Annotated in this window: 18 protein-coding genes and 1 pseudogene; 8 read left to right on the top strand and 11 right to left on the bottom strand. The window is 69.0% G+C overall.

The features are described from left to right. Nucleotides 1-29 precede the first annotated feature (29 nt). From ADL25_RS40615 to ADL25_RS40600, 4 genes are all read right to left on the bottom strand, one after another. Nucleotides 30-509 carry a (2Fe-2S)-binding protein gene (locus ADL25_RS40615; RefSeq protein ID WP_059132957.1) on the bottom strand — a complete coding sequence of 160 codons (480 nt, stop codon included), beginning with the start codon at nucleotides 507-509 and terminating at the stop codon, nucleotides 30-32. Beyond that, nucleotides 506-1,405, bottom strand: coding sequence for an FAD binding domain-containing protein (locus ADL25_RS40610; RefSeq protein ID WP_063805855.1), 900 nt, complete (start codon nucleotides 1,403-1,405; stop codon nucleotides 506-508). The genes ADL25_RS40615 and ADL25_RS40610 overlap by 4 nt, the downstream gene beginning before the upstream one ends. Next, nucleotides 1,402-3,627, bottom strand: a complete 2,226-nt coding sequence (locus ADL25_RS40605) for a xanthine dehydrogenase family protein molybdopterin-binding subunit (protein ID WP_079050934.1) — start codon at nucleotides 3,625-3,627, stop codon at nucleotides 1,402-1,404. The genes ADL25_RS40610 and ADL25_RS40605 overlap by 4 nt, the downstream gene beginning before the upstream one ends. 194 nt (nucleotides 3,628-3,821) lie before the next feature. Next, complete coding sequence (locus ADL25_RS40600; RefSeq protein WP_059132955.1) at nucleotides 3,822-4,373, bottom strand: TetR/AcrR family transcriptional regulator; 552 nt, start codon at nucleotides 4,371-4,373, stop codon at nucleotides 3,822-3,824. 120 nt (nucleotides 4,374-4,493) lie between these two features. Between ADL25_RS40600 and ADL25_RS40595 the strand changes: the two genes are divergently transcribed. Further along, nucleotides 4,494-5,543, top strand: a complete 1,050-nt coding sequence (locus tag ADL25_RS40595) for an aldo/keto reductase (protein ID WP_059132954.1) — start codon at nucleotides 4,494-4,496, stop codon at nucleotides 5,541-5,543. A 4-nt stretch (nucleotides 5,544-5,547) separates the two neighbouring features. Then, nucleotides 5,548-5,670: pseudogene (locus ADL25_RS51265) on the top strand (IS5/IS1182 family transposase); the annotation flags it as partial. On the opposite strand, the gene ADL25_RS40590 reads toward ADL25_RS51265, so the two are convergent. From ADL25_RS40590 to ADL25_RS40575, 4 genes are all read right to left on the bottom strand, one after another. Further along, entirely contained in the window at nucleotides 5,652-5,939 is a 288-nt protein-coding gene (locus ADL25_RS40590) for a hypothetical protein (protein ID WP_059132953.1), read from the bottom strand. The pseudogene ADL25_RS51265 and the gene ADL25_RS40590 overlap by 19 nt on opposite strands. Before the next feature lie 147 nt (nucleotides 5,940-6,086). Further along, entirely contained in the window at nucleotides 6,087-6,542 is a 456-nt protein-coding gene (locus ADL25_RS40585; protein ID WP_059132952.1) for a hypothetical protein, read from the bottom strand. After that, nucleotides 6,539-7,522, bottom strand: coding sequence for a metallophosphoesterase family protein (locus ADL25_RS40580; RefSeq protein WP_107116836.1), 984 nt, complete (start codon nucleotides 7,520-7,522; stop codon nucleotides 6,539-6,541). The genes ADL25_RS40585 and ADL25_RS40580 overlap by 4 nt, the downstream gene beginning before the upstream one ends. Then, nucleotides 7,522-7,764 (bottom strand): plastocyanin/azurin family copper-binding protein, encoded by a 243-nt coding sequence (locus tag ADL25_RS40575; protein ID WP_234381256.1) that lies wholly within the window; start codon nucleotides 7,762-7,764, stop codon nucleotides 7,522-7,524. The genes ADL25_RS40580 and ADL25_RS40575 overlap by 1 nt, the downstream gene beginning before the upstream one ends. A 779-nt stretch (nucleotides 7,765-8,543) precedes the next feature. Here ADL25_RS40575 and ADL25_RS40570 point away from each other — a divergent pair. The 4 genes from ADL25_RS40570 to ADL25_RS40555 all read left to right on the top strand — a co-directional run bounded on the left by ADL25_RS40570 (nucleotide 8,544) and on the right by ADL25_RS40555 (nucleotide 11,596). Continuing rightward, nucleotides 8,544-9,146 carry a sigma-70 family RNA polymerase sigma factor gene (locus ADL25_RS40570; RefSeq protein WP_079050933.1) on the top strand — a complete coding sequence of 201 codons (603 nt, stop codon included), beginning with the start codon at nucleotides 8,544-8,546 and terminating at the stop codon, nucleotides 9,144-9,146. Between the two features lie 25 nt (nucleotides 9,147-9,171). After that, entirely contained in the window at nucleotides 9,172-9,960 is a 789-nt protein-coding gene (locus tag ADL25_RS40565; protein WP_059132950.1) for an anti-sigma factor family protein, read from the top strand. A 503-nt stretch (nucleotides 9,961-10,463) separates the two neighbouring features. Continuing rightward, nucleotides 10,464-10,886, top strand: coding sequence for an ATP-binding protein (locus tag ADL25_RS40560; RefSeq protein ID WP_059132970.1), 423 nt, complete (start codon nucleotides 10,464-10,466; stop codon nucleotides 10,884-10,886). Between the two features lie 197 nt (nucleotides 10,887-11,083). Continuing rightward, complete coding sequence (locus tag ADL25_RS40555; protein WP_234381254.1) at nucleotides 11,084-11,596, top strand: hypothetical protein; 513 nt, start codon at nucleotides 11,084-11,086, stop codon at nucleotides 11,594-11,596. Between the two features lie 141 nt (nucleotides 11,597-11,737). On the opposite strand, the gene ADL25_RS40550 is transcribed toward ADL25_RS40555, so the two are convergent. Next, nucleotides 11,738-12,403 carry an HD domain-containing protein gene (locus ADL25_RS40550; RefSeq protein WP_234381253.1) on the bottom strand — a complete coding sequence of 222 codons (666 nt, stop codon included), beginning with the start codon at nucleotides 12,401-12,403 and terminating at the stop codon, nucleotides 11,738-11,740. 471 nt (nucleotides 12,404-12,874) lie between these two features. Between ADL25_RS40550 and ADL25_RS40545 the strand changes: the two genes are divergently transcribed. Next, complete coding sequence (locus ADL25_RS40545) at nucleotides 12,875-13,504, top strand: glycosyltransferase family 39 protein (protein ID WP_059132949.1); 630 nt, start codon at nucleotides 12,875-12,877, stop codon at nucleotides 13,502-13,504. A gap of 94 nt (nucleotides 13,505-13,598) precedes the next feature. After that, nucleotides 13,599-14,510: a hypothetical protein gene (locus ADL25_RS40540; protein ID WP_079050931.1), complete on the top strand. Its 912-nt coding sequence runs from the start codon at nucleotides 13,599-13,601 to the stop codon at nucleotides 14,508-14,510. 71 nt (nucleotides 14,511-14,581) lie between these two features. On the opposite strand, the gene ADL25_RS40535 is transcribed toward ADL25_RS40540, so the two are convergent. Together ADL25_RS40535 and ADL25_RS40530 are read right to left on the bottom strand one after the other, a co-directional pair. Then, the gene (locus ADL25_RS40535) at nucleotides 14,582-15,520 is read right to left on the bottom strand and encodes a M56 family metallopeptidase (protein WP_059132948.1); all 939 of its coding nucleotides are present in this window, start codon (nucleotides 15,518-15,520) and stop codon (nucleotides 14,582-14,584) included. A gap of 34 nt (nucleotides 15,521-15,554) precedes the next feature. Continuing rightward, on the bottom strand, nucleotides 15,555-15,965 hold the full coding sequence (locus ADL25_RS40530; RefSeq protein ID WP_059132947.1) for a BlaI/MecI/CopY family transcriptional regulator: 411 nt from the start codon (nucleotides 15,963-15,965) through the stop codon (nucleotides 15,555-15,557). Nucleotides 15,966-16,042: the final 77 nt, after the last annotated feature.

The following is a 16,042-nucleotide window of genomic DNA, read 5'->3' as shown; positions in this document are numbered from 1 at the left end:
GGCGCGGCCGACGTGTCGCCCGGCGGAAGTCAGTCCGGCGGACCGGGCATGTCGGCCGCGCGTCGCACGGCACGGCGGATCGACTCGTAGCCGGTGCAACGGCACAGGTTGGATGTGAGCAGTTCACGGAGTCGATCCGGATCGTCGGTGATCGCCGGATCCTCGTCCAGGGCGGCAGCGGCAAGCATCAGGAAGCCGGGTGTGCAGAAGCCGCACTGCAGCGCGTGTTCCGCGGTGAAGGCCGACTGCAGGGGGTGCGGGGTGCCGTCGGGTGCAGCGAGGCCCTCTACGGTGCGTACGGTATGGCCGTCGCACTGAACGGCGAACATCAGGCAGCTGCGTACGGCGCTGTCGTCCACCTGTACCGTGCAGGCTCCGCACACGCCGTGCTCACAGCCGAGGTGGGTGCCGGTGAGGCCGCAGTCCTCGCGCAGCGCGTCGGCCAGGGTCCGGCGGGGCTCCACCTCCAGACGGAACTTCTCGCCGTTGACCGTCAGGGAGATCCTCATGGCCGCTCCACCTCCTCGCTGATGTCCTGGCGTGCCTTCACCAGAGCACGCTCGGCCAGCACCGTTGCCGCATGGCGCCGGTAGGCACTTCCCGAGTGCGGGTCCGGCGGGGGATCGGTGACACCGGCCGCTGCCACCGTCGCCGCCTCGGCGATCACCGAGTCGGTGGGTGGCCGTCCGACCAGACGATGTTCGGCATCGCGGGCCCGGACGGGCTGCGGGGCGATGCCGGCCATGCCGAGCCGTACATCGACGACGATGCCGTCCTCGACGGACAGGGCGGTGGCGGCGGACAGGTGGGCGAAGCTCGCGGCGGTGCGCCGGAGTTCCACGAACGCCGTTCCCGTTGTCGGTCGCAGCAGCGGGAAGCGGGCCTCCTCCAGCAGTTCTCCCGGCCGAAGTGCGGTGGTGAAGGGGCCGATGAGGAAGCTTTCGGCGTCCAGGGTGCGGGTGCCGTCGGCGCTCGCGAGTACAAGTTCGGCGCCCAGGGTGACGGCCAGGGTCGGCCATTCCCCGGTGGGGTGGGCGTACGCCAGACTGCCGAGCAGGGTGCCTCGGGAGCGGACCGGTGGATGGGCGATGAAGTGCGCTGTGCGGGCGAGGAGCCGGCCCAAGGGTCCGCTCTCCACCGGCTGCTCGAAGGCGCGATGGCGCACGAGGGCGCCCACGCGCAGCCACCCTCCGTCCTGTTCGGCACGGTCCACTTCGAGTCGGTCGAAGTCGGCGACGTTGTTGATGTCGACCAGTCGGTGCGGGCGTGCGGCGCGCTGGTTCATCTCGAGCACCAGACTCTGACCGCCTGCCAGTACACGCGTTCCGTCCGGCGCGACGGCCAGTGCCTCCAGCACCTCCTGCCGGGTGGCGGGCGCGGCATAGTCGAACGGCGCTGGTTTCACCGGCCTGCCTCCCAGCACACCCGAGGGGTCAGCGGTATCGCCAGGACTGTCGGGTCGATCCGCAGGGCGTCGGCGACCGCGTTCACGACCGCCGGGGGCGTGCCGATGCAGCCGGCCTCCCCCGCTCCCTTGGCGCCCAGCAGCGTGTTGGGGTTGGGAGTGCAGGTCTCGTCCATGGCAACCTCCGGCATCTCCGAAAGGGTCGGCAGCAGATAGTCCAGGAGGGAGACCGCTCGGGGTACGCCCTCCTCGTCGTGGACGTCCGCTTCGTACAGTGCCTGGCCCAGTCCCTGGGCGATCGATCCGTAGGTCTGCCCGCGTACGACGAGCGGATTGACGACGGTGCCGTAGTCGTCGACCGCGACCAGCCGAACAACGTGGACAGTGCCGAGTTCCGGGTCCACCTCGACCACCGCGACATAGGCGCCGAAGGGGAACGCCTGTGGCGGCTCCGCCCTGGCTTCGGAGCGCAGTGGACGGTCCGCCGCGAGTTCCGCGAGGGTGAAGGTGCTGCCGTTGGCCCGGACGGCGCCCCGTTCGAAGGACGCCGTGTCGACGCGCACTCCGGTGCGGGCGGCCGCTCGTTCCCGAGCCTCGCTCACCAGGTCGCGCGCGGCCCGTAGGAGAGCCTCGCCGCCGCTCTGCATCGAGCGGGAGGCGAACGATCCCACCCCGTCCGGTACGACAGCCGTGTCCGCTTCGATCAGGCGCACCCTCCTGCGGTCCACCCCGAGTTCGCTTGCCACCACCTGGGCGAACGTCGTGGCATGCCCCTGCCCGGTCGAGCAGCAGCCGGACGTCGCCGTGAAGGAGCCGTCCGCGTGCGCCTCGAGGGCCCCGTACTCGCCTCCTGCACCGGAACGCTCGACGTAGGTGCAGATGCCCAGCCCGAGCGGAGTGCCGCCGTGCGCACGCCGGCGGGCCTGTTCCGAGCGCCAGTCCGCGTAGCCGACGGTACGGAGCGCCAGGTCCAGGGCGGCCGCGTAGTCGCCGCTGTCGTACCGGAACCCGGTGGGTGTGTCGAAGGGGAAGGCCTCCGGCCGGACGAAGTTGAGGCGGCGCAGTTGAGCGGGGTCCATGCCGAGGCGGCGGGCCATCAGGTCGACGGTGCACTCCACCGCGTAGGCGGCCTCGGGACGGCCCGCTCCCCGATAGGGACACAGCGGGGGAGTCGTGGTCACCACGGCTCGCGCCCGTACGCACACCTGAGGAATCGCGTAGGTACCCGCGGCCATCCTCCCCGTGACCTCCGGGAGGAACGAACCGGTGTGCGGATAGCCGCCGACGGCGGCGTCGGTCTGCATCTCCAGGGCGAGGAGGTGGCCCCCGGCATCCGAGGCCAGCCGCACCCACTGGCTCTGGCCGCGACCACGCGGCCCTGCCGTCAGTGCCTCCTTCCGGTCCTCCACCCACCGCACCGGGCGATCCAGGCGCAGCGCCGCCAAGGCCACGGCCAGGTACTCCGGCCAGGTCTCGCTCTTGCCGCCGAACGCTCCGCCGACGTCCGGCACCACCACGCGGACCTTGTCCGCTTCGAGACCGAGGGCGTCGGCCAGGTCACCACGCAACCGGTGCGGCGCCTGGTGGGAGCACCAGACGGTGATGCCTCCGCCGGTGTCGGGCCTGACCAGGATGGCGCGGGCCTCCATGGAGGTGTGGCACAGCAGCGGATACCGGTATCTCGCCTCGACGACGACTGCGGCACGCTCCCACACCCCCGCGTCGATCGGGTCACCGAGAGTCGTCTCCACGGCCACGTTCGACCGTCCCGGGTACAGCAGGACCTCGTCCCGGGCGGCGACCTGCGGGTCGAGTACGGCCGGCAGCGGGTCGAGGGTCACGCGGGCCGCATCACGACCGTCCTCGGCCAGGTACCTGTCCTCGGCGACCACGACGGCCACCGGTTCACCGGAGTACCGGACCCGGTCGACGGCGAGGGCGGGCCAGGGACGGCCGCCGTCGACATCCGGGTCCATCAACACCGGCACGAGGGGGATCTCCTCGAGATCACCCGCCGACCAGGCTCCCAGCACACCGGGTACCTGCCGTGACACGCCGAGGTCCACCGCCCGGAGCCGGCCGTGCGCCGTGTCGCTGCGTACGAAGGCGGCTTCCGTACACCCTGGCACCCGAAGATCGGCCACGAAGCATCCGTGCCCCGAAACCAGAGGGCCGTCCTCGACGCGTGTCACCGATCCGCCCGGAGTGCCCGGTTCGGCCATGACTCCTCCCAGCCCGATTGATGCGGCGCCGAACCCTGCGAGTACCGCCTGGCGCGGCGGTCATGCGCGAGCGGACGGACCGTCTGTCCGACCAGGGGATCGAGGGGTGCGAGGAGGAGCGGAGAGGTGGCCGGGACGGTGCTGGTGAGTGCCGGGCCCGGACGGCACGCTCGGCCTCGTCCGGATCGGCGCCTCTACGGCCGGAAACCGGCGATCGCAAGTTCCATCAGGCGGTCGGCCTGGGCGGCGCCGACGGGATTGTCGGGGGTCCGCCACAGGCAACTCAGAAGCATGATGACGTCGGTGGGGTCGAGGCCGGGGCGTACCTCCCCGGCGCGTTCGCATGCGTCGAGGAGTCTGCCGACCGCGGCGGTGACGGAAGCGGACGTCGCTCCCACGACCTCCTGCGCCGCGGCGGTGTGCAGTGCCTCGCCGAGTCCGTGCTTGAGGCGCACATAGGCGGCGAGGGTGATGAACCACTGCCGCAGTGCGTCCAGCGGGGGATGACGGGCGAGGACGTCCGGTACGGAGTCGACGAGTCGGTCCACGTCGCGGCGGTAGACCTCCAGGATCAGCGCCTCACGGGTGGGGAAGTGGCGGTAGAGCGTGCCGGGGCCGACGCCTGCGCGCTTGGCGATCGAGTTGAGCGAGGCGTCCGCGGACTCGGCGAGTGCGTCGTGGGCGACCTGGAGGATCGCCTCGCGGTTCTTCAGCGCGTCCGAGCGCTGCGGTGCGGCGTCGGGCATGGGGCCTCCTGGCGTACGGGCGATCGACCGGTTGCGAAGCGGAGAGGTCTCCGCTACCGTCGCCGGGGTCAAGCGGAGATCTCTCCGCTTATTGTTCTCCCCCATTGTAGGAGCCATCCCGTGCGTTACATCAAGCTGGGTCGTACCGGCCTGGACGTCTCTTCGGTCGCCATCGGCGCCATGACCTACGGCGAGCCCGACCGCGGCCACCCTGTCTGGTCGCTGGACGAGGAGGCCAGCCGCCCGCTGATCCGGCACGCCCTGGAGGCCGGCATCAACTTCTTCGACACCGCCAACCTGTACTCCTACGGCTCCAGCGAGGAGATCCTCGGCCGCGCTCTGAAGGACTACGCGCGCCGCGACGAGGTCGTCATCACCACCAAGGTGCGCCACACGATGCGCCCCGGCCCCAACGGCGGCGGCCTGTCCCGCAAGGCGATCATGACGGAGATCGACGAGAGTCTGCTCCGCCTCGGCACCGACTACGTGGACGTCTACATGATCCACCGTCTCGACAACGAGACCCCGCTGGAGGAAACCCTGGAGGCCCTGCACGACGTGGTGAAGTCCGGCAAGGCCCGTTACCTCGGTGCCTCCTCCATGCATGCTTGGGAGTTCGCCAAGGTCCTCCATCTGCAGGAGCGCCACGGCTGGGCCCGGTTCGTCACCATGCAGGACCACTACAACCTGCTCGCCCGCGAGGAGGAACGCGAAATGCTTCCGCTCTGCGCCGACGAGGGTGTCGCCACGATGGTGTGGAGCCCGCTCGCGCGCGGTCGCCTTGCCCGCCCCGCCGACCAGGCGAACGCCACCGAGCGCGCCGCCACCGACGGCGCCTACGCCGACATGCTCTACAGCAAGGCCACCGCAGACGGCGACCGCGCCATCCTCGACGCGGTCGGCTCGATCGCGGAGGCCCACGGCGCCACTCGCGCCCAGGTCGCCCTCGCCTGGCTGCGCCGCAATCCTGTCGTCGCCGCCCCCATCGTCGGCGCGCGCACGATCCAGCAGATCGACGACGCCGTCGCCTCCCTCGGCCTGGAGTTGACCGACGACGAGGCCCGCCGCCTGGAAGCTCCCTACACCCCCCGCTACGACCTCCAGGGCATCTCCGACGCGCGCGAACTCGAGCGCATCAAGGCGAGCATCCCCGGCTACGCCAACCTGTGACACGCAGCCGAAGCGGTGGAGGGTCGAGCAGCCCTACGGCACCTTGATGCCGCACCGGCGCCTGGTCCGCGACCATGAGCACCGCCCGTCCTCCTCCACCTCGCGCGTCTACTGGGCGACGGCCCACGGAGTCGGATGGGGGATGAGAGCGGCGCGCAGATCGTTGGCGGTGATCCGGTCGATCGGCCCGTCGAGTGTCCAGCGGCGGACCTGGCCGTCCATGCGCCGCGCGGAGATGCTGGTCTCCAGTCGGTGGTGACCCGATGTGGTCCGGTTGAGTTGGCGGATGACGACGGCGGTGTCGTCGTCGAGTCGGAGCAGGGTGCGCACGGCGTTCCTGAGTTCGCGCAGGTGTGAGTCCGGCGCGACGGTTGCGGGGCGTGGTTCCAGGGGCATGGAGGTTGTTCCTTCGTTCACGTGCTGGAGGGCGGCCGGCAGCGCGGAGCACGCCGCTGGCGCGGTATGTGGCTGCCGCGATCACTCCTGCTCTGCCGCGCCTCAGGCCAGGTCCCTGTTGGGGAGCGGCTTCTCGATGGTCGTGGATCAGTTGGATGGTGTGCGGGTGGCGGGAGGGCGCCATTCGTGTGTTCTGGCGGGCGGTCCGGCAGCTCGCTGCTGTGCGATCAGGGTCGCCTGCCAGACCGCGAGGAGCAGCAATGTGGCCGTTTCGGCCAGGAGGCTCAGCAGCGCCTGCGGGGCGGGCTGGAAACCGTGTTCGGTGAATCCGAACACGCCCACGGTGCGGGAGGCGATGAAGCCCACGAGCGCGCCGGCCGCGACACCGGCCGCGCCGACCCTCACCGCCAGTGGCGGTGTTCCGATCAGCACGAGGACGGCGAAGGCGAAGGAGAGGCTTGCCTGGAACAGGAACAGGAGCCCGATGACAGGGAGGGAGCGGTACTCCTCCCCCCAGAGCTGGGCGTGGATGTACCCGCTCACGGCGAGGGTGGCGGAGGTCGCCGACCGCAGGGTGCAGGTGAGGATTCTGCGAGTGTTCACGCGAGCCTCCGGTCTATGACGGCCAGTTCTCGGTCGCCCTGGTGGTAGCCGACAGTGCGGATGCCGAGCGCGTCCTTGAGCTGTCGGGCGGGGACGACCTGGGGAGTGGGGGCGGGGGCCCGGCCTGGTTTGGGCAGCGGGTAGGCGGTGGTGGTGGCCGAGTGGAAGGTGATGTTGCCCTCCGTTTTGGTGAACAGCTGGTGGACGTGTCCGTTGAGGCAGGTGACCGAGGCGAATCGGCGCAGCAGCGCGATCACCTTCAATGCGTCGTCCGTACTCCAGCCCCACCGGGGGTACATGGCGAAGAGCGGGATGTGACTGAAGATCACGACGGGAGTGTCCGACGACAGCCCGGAAAGATCCCTGCGGACGAATTCGATCTGGTCGTTGCCCAGGTGGCCGAGCTTTTCCAGGCTCAGGGTGTTGACCAGGGCGATGAAGTGCACACCGTGGGTGTCGAAGCTGTACCAGCCGTCTCCGAGCGTGCCGCCTGCGAACATCTGGCGGTAGGCGCGGCCGGCGTCGCCGATGGAGTCGTGCTCGCCCGGTACGGTGAAGACGCGATCTGTCCGCAGACTGGTCATCATCTGCCTGACCTGGTCGAACTGTCCCGCCGTGGACAGGTGGGTCAGGTCTCCGCTGTGCATGACGAAGTCGGGCCGGAACCCCAGGGAGTTGACCTGGTTGATCGCTTCGGCGAAGGAGCCCGTCACGTCCGTGTTCGCCGGGCCCTGGAAGCCGATGTGGCTGTCGGAGATCTGCACGAATCGCAGGGTGCCACTGGCTGGTGCGGCGCCTGTGGCGGTGCCGGCCGTAGCACCCTTGGGCCCCGCCACGTGGCTGATCACCTCTCCGCTGGCCACGGTGAGGACCACGGCGCCCCCGAACCATCCGGCGTGCCGCATGAGTTGTCGTCGAGACATGCCGTGTACCGACGTGGACCTCTCATGGTTCCCGTCGCTGTTGTGGTACTCGGCCATCAGGTCACCTCCACGGTTGCGGTCATGAACGGGTGGATGGTGCAGAGGTAGGCGTAGGTGCCTGGCTTGGTGAACGTGTAGCTGTAGGTTGTATGGGTGGTCAGGGCGGCCGAATGCAGCGGGCCACCCGATCCTGCACTGGTGACGGTGTGGGGGTCGGTGTCCTGATTGGTCCAGGTCACCGTCGTGCCGGCTTTGACTCTCAGCTTGGCCGGGGAGAACGTGAAGTTCTTGATCGCCACCGCGTCTCCGGTGGCGGGTGCTTTTGTGTCAGGCGAACTCGGAGGCATGCTCATGTGAGGCATCGCCGGGACGCTGGAAGCGCTGCCCGCCTTGCTGCCCGTTTCGCCGTCACCGGGCATCCCGGCCGTTTGGCTCTGGCCCGGGCCTGGGGTGATGTCGCCGGCTCGGGAGGAGGGGTGTGGCGACTGGCCGCACGCGCTCAAGAGCCCCAGGGTGCCCAGGGCGGCGACCGCCAGTCCGGCCGCGACGCGTGTCCGGCGGCGTGATGGACGGAAGTTCAGGTGCATGGTGCTGGTTCCTTGTGGGTCGTGCAGCAGAGATGGGGCCACGTGCCCGTCGACAGCAGGCAACCGTCGAGGGCAGTGGGTGTGCGGGGGAGTCAAGTCACGGTCGAGCGTGGATGCGCGACCCCGACGTGCTCGGCTGTAAGGCATTCGGGTGGGCATGGCCGGTGCTCCGTGCATGCCGGTTCCGAGTGGTGCTGCCCGGTCACTTCTGCCGGCTCCGGGTCAAGCAGGGCGGAGCGATGTCGCATATGACCGTTCTTGTCAGGCTTCACGGACGGCGAGTGCCGCGCGGTTCGACGGGCGCGCACATTTTCCGAGTTTCTTTTGTGGCCACCGAGGGTGACTGGGCCCACGGGCGTGTGCCGCGCCCGCAGTCCTGACGTGGGTGGCGTTCGGGCCCGGGTGAGGACTGTGGTCCGTGCCACCCAGCGTGCCCGTTGCGTAACGGTGTGTATCCTGACAAATCGGTCAATGTGAGCGATGATCGGCGTATGCCATGGGGTTCGCGAAGGCATAGCCCGACAACCGATCCGAATCGCTCCGCGAAACGTGTCTCCGGTAAAGGGAACCTTTCGACCGCGGACGAGGAACTGCTCCGCGCTCTGTACGCCGAGCACGCCCGGCCACTGTTCCACTACGTGTTGCGACTCACCTCGGGAGACTGGCAATGGGCAGAGGACGTCGTACAGGAGACGTTGCTCCGGGCGTGGCAGCATCCCGCAGCTTTCGAGCCCGAACGCGGCCCGGCGCGGGCATGGTTGTGCACGGTCGCCCGGCGCCTGGTCATCGACGCTCATCGGGCCCGGCGGGCCAGGGTCGCGGAGGAAGGCGGCGAGGCGTTGGAGCGGGCCGCACAGCAGACACCGGGCGAGGACCAGATCGAGCAGGCGCTGCAGAGCTGGGCCGTGGCAGAGGCGGTTCGTACGTTGTCCCCGGACCATCGCGCGGTTCTTCTGGAGACCTACTACCGAGGCCGGACCATGGCAGAGGCAGCACGTGTGCTGGGTGTTCCGGTGGGCACGGTGAAGTCGCGGTCGTACTACGCCCTGCACGCCCTCCGGCTTGCGCTCCAGGAACGCGGCATCGAGCCATGACGGTGGCCTGGAGGAGGTGCCGACCATGAATCAGGACCACGACAGCCTCCGGCTGGCGCTGGGTGGATATGTTCTCGGTGCGCTGCCTCCGGCGGAGATGGAGCAGGTGAGCGCCCATCTCGCGGAATGCGACGAGTGCCGGGCGGAACACGCGCAGATGGCGGGATTGCCCGCGCTGCTCTCGATGGTGACCGAATCGGAGGTCACGGGCGAGACGGTTCCCGCCGCCGACGGTGACCTTGCTGATCGGCTTGTGGCCCGAGCAGTTGAGGGCGCCGAGGCCTCTCCGGCCGTGCGGTCCGACTCTGCCGCAACGCCGCACCCTTCCGAAGGCGGCCTGCTGGACAAGTTGCTCCGGCAGGCCGCTGCCCGGCGGCGCAAGACCTGGCGTCTGCAACTGGCCGGTGCCGCCGCCTCCCTGCTGTTCTTGGCAGCGTCGCTCGGCGGCACATGGCTGGCGGCCGTCGGATCCGTGAGCAGTGAGGCGACACCGCCCGGTCCGACCGTGCCGGCCCCGCTGCGTACCTTCACCGGGCACGACCCCACGACCGGCGTCTCCGCCACGGTGAAGGTCTCACCCTCCGCCTGGGGCAGCACTCTGCAGGTCTCCGCCAAGGGGGCGCCCGCCGGAATCACCTGCCGGCTGAAGGTCGTCGGGACCGGCGGGGCAACGGCGGAGGCTGCAACCTGGCGTGCAGGCTCTTACCCCTCCACTGCCAACATCCCGGGATCCGCCCCCATGGCTCCGGACGCCATCGGGCACTTCGAGATCGTTGCGGGCAACGGTCAGAAGTTGGTCACCATGCAGGCGTGAGGTCGGCGGGGATACGCCGGCGGGCGCATTGGTACATGCGGACGACCTTGCGTGTGCGTACGACCGGTATCCGCCCGACGGCGTGCGCGCCCATCGCGTCGACAATGCGCAGACGAGCTGATCAGGGCTCGGTGTCAGGTGCACAGCGGCACGGTCATTCGCACCACTGTGTTGCACATGGCCGGGGCCGGCTCAGGAACCCTGGTGCATCCGCCATCGGGCTGTTCTGCACTCAGAGTTCCGACGAGCGCATCCCCTCTCCGAGTTCGGTACCGGATTTTTCGGCAGATCCGCATCGGCGAGCCTCGCCGCAGGCGCGGAGTCCGATGTCGCGAAGCACTCGAAAAAAGGGATGAAACGCCTGAACCGATAGGCGTGCGGCGACGTGGAACTCGATGAGCGCTCCTACGCAGGACCCGGCATATCGGCCGCCCCTTCATGTACTCGGCGGCCCCCACGTCCCGGTCTCCGACACTCCACAGAAGAGCCAGACGATCATGCTTGTGACCGATTCCCCCTGCCCGAGCCCACCACTCTCCGAGCCTTGCCGACGCCAAGCGGAGCTCAGCCTGCCCGCGCGGGAAGCACACGTCTCCGTCGCTCGTCACTTCGCTGCCGAGCTGCTGCAGAGCTGGAGCGTGCCCGAGAGGGAACGGGACTCCGCCGTTCTCATCATCGACGAACTCACCGCCAACGCAGCGCAGTACGGCCGAGAGCGCATGACCCTGCTACTCGTTCTCGAAGACTGCATGCTGCTCATCGTGGTCAGTGATTCCGGAACGGCTGTCGAGCATTCACACCCCCACATCGCCCCGGACGAACACGGCCGCGGTACGGGCATCGTCAGCTGCCTCGCGCAGTCGACCGAGATCTGCGAGACGCGCGGCGGCCGTGAAGTGCGGGCCCATCTGAGGTGCTCGGCATGATCTGCCTCGGACTTCCGCACGGTCGGCACACCCCTGCGCGGGCCGGCACCACGTCACTGCGGTGGCCATCGGCCTCCGGACAAGGCGGCGCCGAGGGATCCGTACACATCCCCGTGAGGGCAGCCGACGACGCCACCGAATGCGCGCTCTCGACCCACAAGCCATGTCCGATCGACGGCTGTCCCGGCCGGGGTGTGGTGTCCGCAGGAACCCCGGCGAACCGGGCGGCCACCGAACAAGGCGGCCGTGACCACAGCAACGTGCTGTGCAGACGTTGCGGCGCCGACGTGCCGGCTGCGGTCACCGCGGGTGCCACCACGGACACCAGCACTCCGTCCCCGCACCAGACGTACGAGCACGCCCCCGACCTGCGCCGTGAGCTGCACCAGGTGCTCGCGCTCGGGGCAGAACGCGACGGCCGCCAGGCGAGGAGCGTGACCGGCCCGCCGACCGACGCAGCCGTCGCCGAACGCGCCTGGCTGCTGCGCCGGGCCGCGCTCATGGACCGGATGGCCCTGAACGACCCGAGTCCCGGGCCGGTCGGCGCCGCCGTACAAACCGCCGAACAACTCGTGCTGCACGATCGTCTGCATCCTCACCTGGTGGCCGGCCCGAATCAGCCGGACGCGATGGGATGCGATTCCAGCCACCGCGGCTACGTTCGCCAGGAATACACCGCGTGGACCGCCGCCGGGCGCCCCGGCACCTGACCGGCTCCGAGGGGGGAAGAGCCGGGGCAGCGGTTGATCAGCAGCGGGGTTGCGGTTGGGCCAACTCGGTGGACGCGGCCCGCCGTTGAACCAGCAAAAGCGGGTTGCACCGGCTCGGGGGCTGCCGCCATCCGAATGTCGCTACGAATCCGCAGGGTGTTCGGGGGCGTCCAGCGGGTTGTCGGCCATCCTCGTCTCCAGGCCGGCCCGTACGGCGCCCGCGGCGGAGCTGTCGGGCTTGCGAGAAGCCTGGTCCTGGAAACACGTCAGGAACTCCGTGGCGAGCTGGAGCCGGGGATGGCGTTCGAGTACCTCGGCCCTGAATTCGGGAGCGAAGTCGTCGGCGTACCTGCCGACGATTTCCATGGCCGTCGCCCTGCACAGTACGTGCCCTTCGGGATCCATGGACACGTCGACTTCGGGCCACATGTGGCGAACGATGACCTCTGCCAGCCGCCGGCGTCGCTCTGCCGGCCACCCGGCGCCGGCAGAGAACACCCGGGCCACATGGCTGCCGGCCACCTCGAACGGGACCGTGTGGCTGTCGAATTCACGCACCAGGCCCATGTCGTGAAGCAGAGCAGCCACATACAGCAACTCGGAATCGACCTCGATCCCCTGGGCCAGGGCACGGGCTGCCGCCCAGATGTAGGACCGCACGGAATGGTTGAGCAGCGCGGGGGAGTGGTAGTCGGATGCCACCTGCAAGGCGGCTCTCGAGGCGGCCGTGTCCGGGACTGGGACGTCACTGAGGGCAATGCCGGCCACTGCGGGCTCGACGCCGTTCGTCGGTCGTTGGTCGCGCACGGATTGGTCTTCCTCTCGTAGCGTGCTTCCTCGTCAGCCGAGGTCGCATGGCGTCGGTGTGGTGGCGGTGGGGAGTGCGCCACGGTGATGGACAGGGTCGCAAGGCTGAGCGCAGTTGTCCGGTCGCCTCACCGCGCAGACGGGATTCCAGGCAAGCAAGGGCCTGAACAACTGCTCCGACAGCGCCGATCTCGGTGCGAACAAGGGGTCGCGTGGGCCTGCTCGGCAATTCCCTGCCCTTGGTACGTGGGGCATCGCGTACGGAAGCGTCGTTGTTCTGATGGGGACTGGACCGGTCGTCGACCGCAGCGGCCTGAGGGCCCCGTGTCCGCAAGTGCGTGCCGGCCGAGGGCGCTTCACCCCGTGCAGACCGGGTGCGTAAGGTACGAGCGGCCCGGCAGCCGTGCGCGCCGGGCCGCACCGGTCGCGTGGACGACGTGACCGAGGGGCCGAGAACCGAGGGGTGCGGGGATGGCGGACGCGGCGGATGTGGCGGACGTGGGGCGCTCGGAGGGGGCAGGGGAGGAGAGCGGCGGAGGGATCGCACCCCTGGACCGGAGGGTGTTCGTCGTCGCAGGTGTGGTCTTCGCCGTACTGATGGTGTTGTCCTCGCGCTACGGCTTCCACCGCGACGAGCTCTACTTCCTCGACTGCGCCCGACACCTGCAGGCGAGCTATGTGGACCAGCCGGCGCTCGCGCCGCTGCTGGCCCGGGTCTCGCTGTCTCTCTTCGGTGTTTCGGCAGAAGGCTTGCGGCTGTGGTCCGCAGTGGCCGCCGCGGGCACGGTGGTCGTGGGCGGGCTGACCGCGCGGGAGTTCGGCGGCGCGCGGCGGGCGCAGCTGCTCGCGGCGAACGCGACGGGCACCATGCCCGTGCTGCTGGGCAGCGCCCACGTCGCCGACACAACGTCGTACGAGGTGCTGGCGTGGGCGGCGATCGCGTTCGTGGTCGTGCGGATCGGCCGCACGGGCGCCTTCCGTGAACGCTTCGGGATCGAAAATTTCGGCGATTACCGAACCGGTCATATTCGTCTGTTCAGTTCGCCGGTTGCCGACCGGCTTTCAGGATGCTTTCAGGTTGCGACGGTCATGGCCAATTGAATTGATCGCTCCTTATGGTTGGATATTTTCGGAGGGCGTCAGCTCCTGCCGCGGGGAGCTGGCGCTCTGTCGGACAATCGGACAGGAGCGATCGATGGTGAAGCAGTCGAGCATCATCGCCGACGGCGACGCGGCGGGTGCGAGGGCAACGTCAGGTACCGGTAGGTCGGTGATGAAGAAGCTGCCCGAGGTCACTGTGGCCTTTTGGGTCATGAAGATCGCCGCGACGACCCTCGGTGAGACGGCCGGGGACCTTTTCGCACAGACGCTGCAGATCGGCTATTTCCTCACCACGATCGTGCTCTTCCTGGTCTTCGTGGTCACGCTGGTGGTTCAGTTGCGGTCCAGTCACTACCAGCCGTTCTTCTACTGGACCGTGATCCTCTCGACCAGCATGGCCGGCACCACGATGTCCGATTTCATGAACCGGGACGCGAGTGCCGAGTACCTCTCCAGCGGGACGAGTTCGCTCGGCTGGGGGCCGCAAGGCCTCGGAATGGGCTATCCGACAGGGGCCGCGATCCTCGTCTCGATCCTCCTCGCGATCTTCTTCGTGTGGAAGCTGAGTGGCATGACTTTCCAGATCCGCGACATCGTCACGTTCCGAGGCGAGGCCCTTTTCTGGGCGGCGATCCTTGTGTCCAACACGCTCGGAACGTCAATGGGTGACTTTCTGTCCGACAGTTCCGGCCTTGGCTACGGAGGCGGCGCACTATTGGTGGTGGGGGCACTGGCGGTGCTGGTGGCGTTGATGAAGGTTCCGGCCGTGCCGAACACGCTGCTGTTTTGGATTGCCTTTGTTCTCACCCGCCCGCTCGGCGCCACGGCGGGTGATTTCCTCACCAAGCCGGTCGCCAAGGGCGGCTTGAACCTCGGCACGATCGGCTCGTCGGTGGTTCTGCTTGCCGCCCTGTTGACTCTGGTGGCCTACGGTCACATGCGAGAACGGAAGACGGCCGACTGGGCGGCATCGGAACAGGATTCGCCTGCCCGGCCGGCGAGTTGAGGGTTTACAGATGCGGCCGTGTTCCTTTGGCGGCGGGTATGAGATTTGCCTACCACCGCGGGTGGACACGGTCATTCGCGAATCTGTGGCACGGTTGTGTGCTGCGCATGGTGCCACTGTGCGTCATCAACCAGATGGTCGCTGTCGGATGCGGCGTTGACCAGGCTGGTGCAGCACAGAATCAGCAACAGGGCGCCGGCTGCGAAGGGCAGGTGCCGGCGTGCCGGTGGGGGGCCCAGCAGGGCGCGTACGCGCTGTGGGACTTCGCCGCCGGTCGCGGCCAGAGCAGCGGGGCGGGGCGCGCCGGCGGATGCGAGCGCGGCGCGACCGACGGCACGGGCGACGATCACACGATCGCCGGTCTGCACGGCGGCCTCTTCGTCGGCCCAGCGTTCCAGGACGAAGGCGCCGGTGTGGGCCAGGGGGCGCAGCAGCGGGTTCACGGCAGACGTAAGCCGCCAGATGGCCTTGAAGACATGGTGCTTTGCCCGCAGATGGGCCCGCTCGTGCGTCAGCAGCGCGTGGCGCTCCTCGTCGCCCAGGCACCTGAGCATGCCCCGGGACACCACGATCCTTCCCGGCTTGCCCGGTAGAGCGAAGGCCAGCGGGGTGTCTTCGTCGAGTACGGCCAACTCCGTGTCGCCAGGCAGGCGATCGCATTCACGGCGGGCCCGGATGACGTGGCGAGTCTGGCTGAGGGCTGCGATCCCCAGCGATATCAGGCCGGCAGTCAGCACGAGCGCGCTGGTGGCAGCGACGCCGAGGTACACGGGATCGTCGTCCCGCAGTGCGGCCACCGACCAGTGGCCCTCCGCCGCGACTTGGGGGATCTGTGCCACGCCGGTGAAGGCCAGCAACGCCAGTGAGCCCGTCCAGCCGCCCGCGGTGACGAGGGCGGCGCAGGCCAGGGCCCAAGCGGCCGGGCGCGGCGCGAGCCGGCGTGCCATACGCGGCGCGAGCGCCGTGAGCACGGCCGTTACGACGAAGGGAATGTAGACACTGATCAACACGTCGTCACACCCCGGTGCCTCAGTGCCCGGTGCCTCAGTGCCCGTCACTGTCGCGCGCGTCGTGCTCGGACAGCAGGTGATGCAGTAGTTCCTCGTCCTGCTCGGAGAGCTCCGTGACGAAACGGGTCAGCACCGCTTCTCGATCCGAGCCGCTGTCCAGCAGTGTCCGCATGCGCTGCGCGGTGTGTGACGCCTCGTCCGAGGCCGGTGTGTACGCGTAGCCGCGGCCTTCGCGGTGCCGGAGGAGTACGCCCTTGTCGTGGAGGCGCGTGAGGATCGTCAGCACGGTGGTGTAGGCGAGGTCGCCCTGCAGTCGCTCACGAACCCGGCCGGCGGTCAGTGGACGGTCTGCTGCCCACAGTGCGGCAAGCACGTCGCTCTCCAGTTCGCCGCGCGCCCGCCTGCCGGAGCCGCCGGGTGTCTCCTCGCCCTTGGGGTCGCTCACCGTCCGCCTTCCCTCCTGCCGTCTCAGCACAGGCTACCCGGCATGCCTACTACTAATTGTAGGAGGTATGCTCCGGG

Origin of the sequence: Streptomyces sp. NRRL F-5122, from assembly GCF_001507435.1 — a bacterium.
GTDB lineage: Bacteria > Actinomycetota > Actinomycetes > Streptomycetales > Streptomycetaceae > Streptomyces > Streptomyces lannensis.
The sequence above is the reverse complement of the archived record's forward strand: the minus strand, read 5'-3'. Positions and strand labels throughout refer to the sequence as shown.

Coding starts and splice junctions, on each gene's coding strand:
- ADL25_RS40580 (WP_107116836.1), bottom strand. CDS start 7,522: ATGGCCGAGTACCACAACAGCGACGGGAACCATGAGAGGTCCACGTCG.
- ADL25_RS40615 (WP_059132957.1), bottom strand. CDS start 509: ATGAGGATCTCCCTGACGGTCAACGGCGAGAAGTTCCGTCTGGAGGTG.
- ADL25_RS40545 (WP_059132949.1), top strand. CDS start 12,875: ATGGCGGACGCGGCGGATGTGGCGGACGTGGGGCGCTCGGAGGGGGCA.
- ADL25_RS40590 (WP_059132953.1), bottom strand. CDS start 5,939: ATGCCCCTGGAACCACGCCCCGCAACCGTCGCGCCGGACTCACACCTG.
- ADL25_RS40565 (WP_059132950.1), top strand. CDS start 9,172: ATGAATCAGGACCACGACAGCCTCCGGCTGGCGCTGGGTGGATATGTT.
- ADL25_RS40605 (WP_079050934.1), bottom strand. CDS start 3,627: ATGGCCGAACCGGGCACTCCGGGCGGATCGGTGACACGCGTCGAGGAC.
- ADL25_RS40570 (WP_079050933.1), top strand. CDS start 8,544: ATGCCATGGGGTTCGCGAAGGCATAGCCCGACAACCGATCCGAATCGC.
- ADL25_RS40540 (WP_079050931.1), top strand. CDS start 13,599: ATGGTGAAGCAGTCGAGCATCATCGCCGACGGCGACGCGGCGGGTGCG.
- ADL25_RS40600 (WP_059132955.1), bottom strand. CDS start 4,373: ATGCCCGACGCCGCACCGCAGCGCTCGGACGCGCTGAAGAACCGCGAG.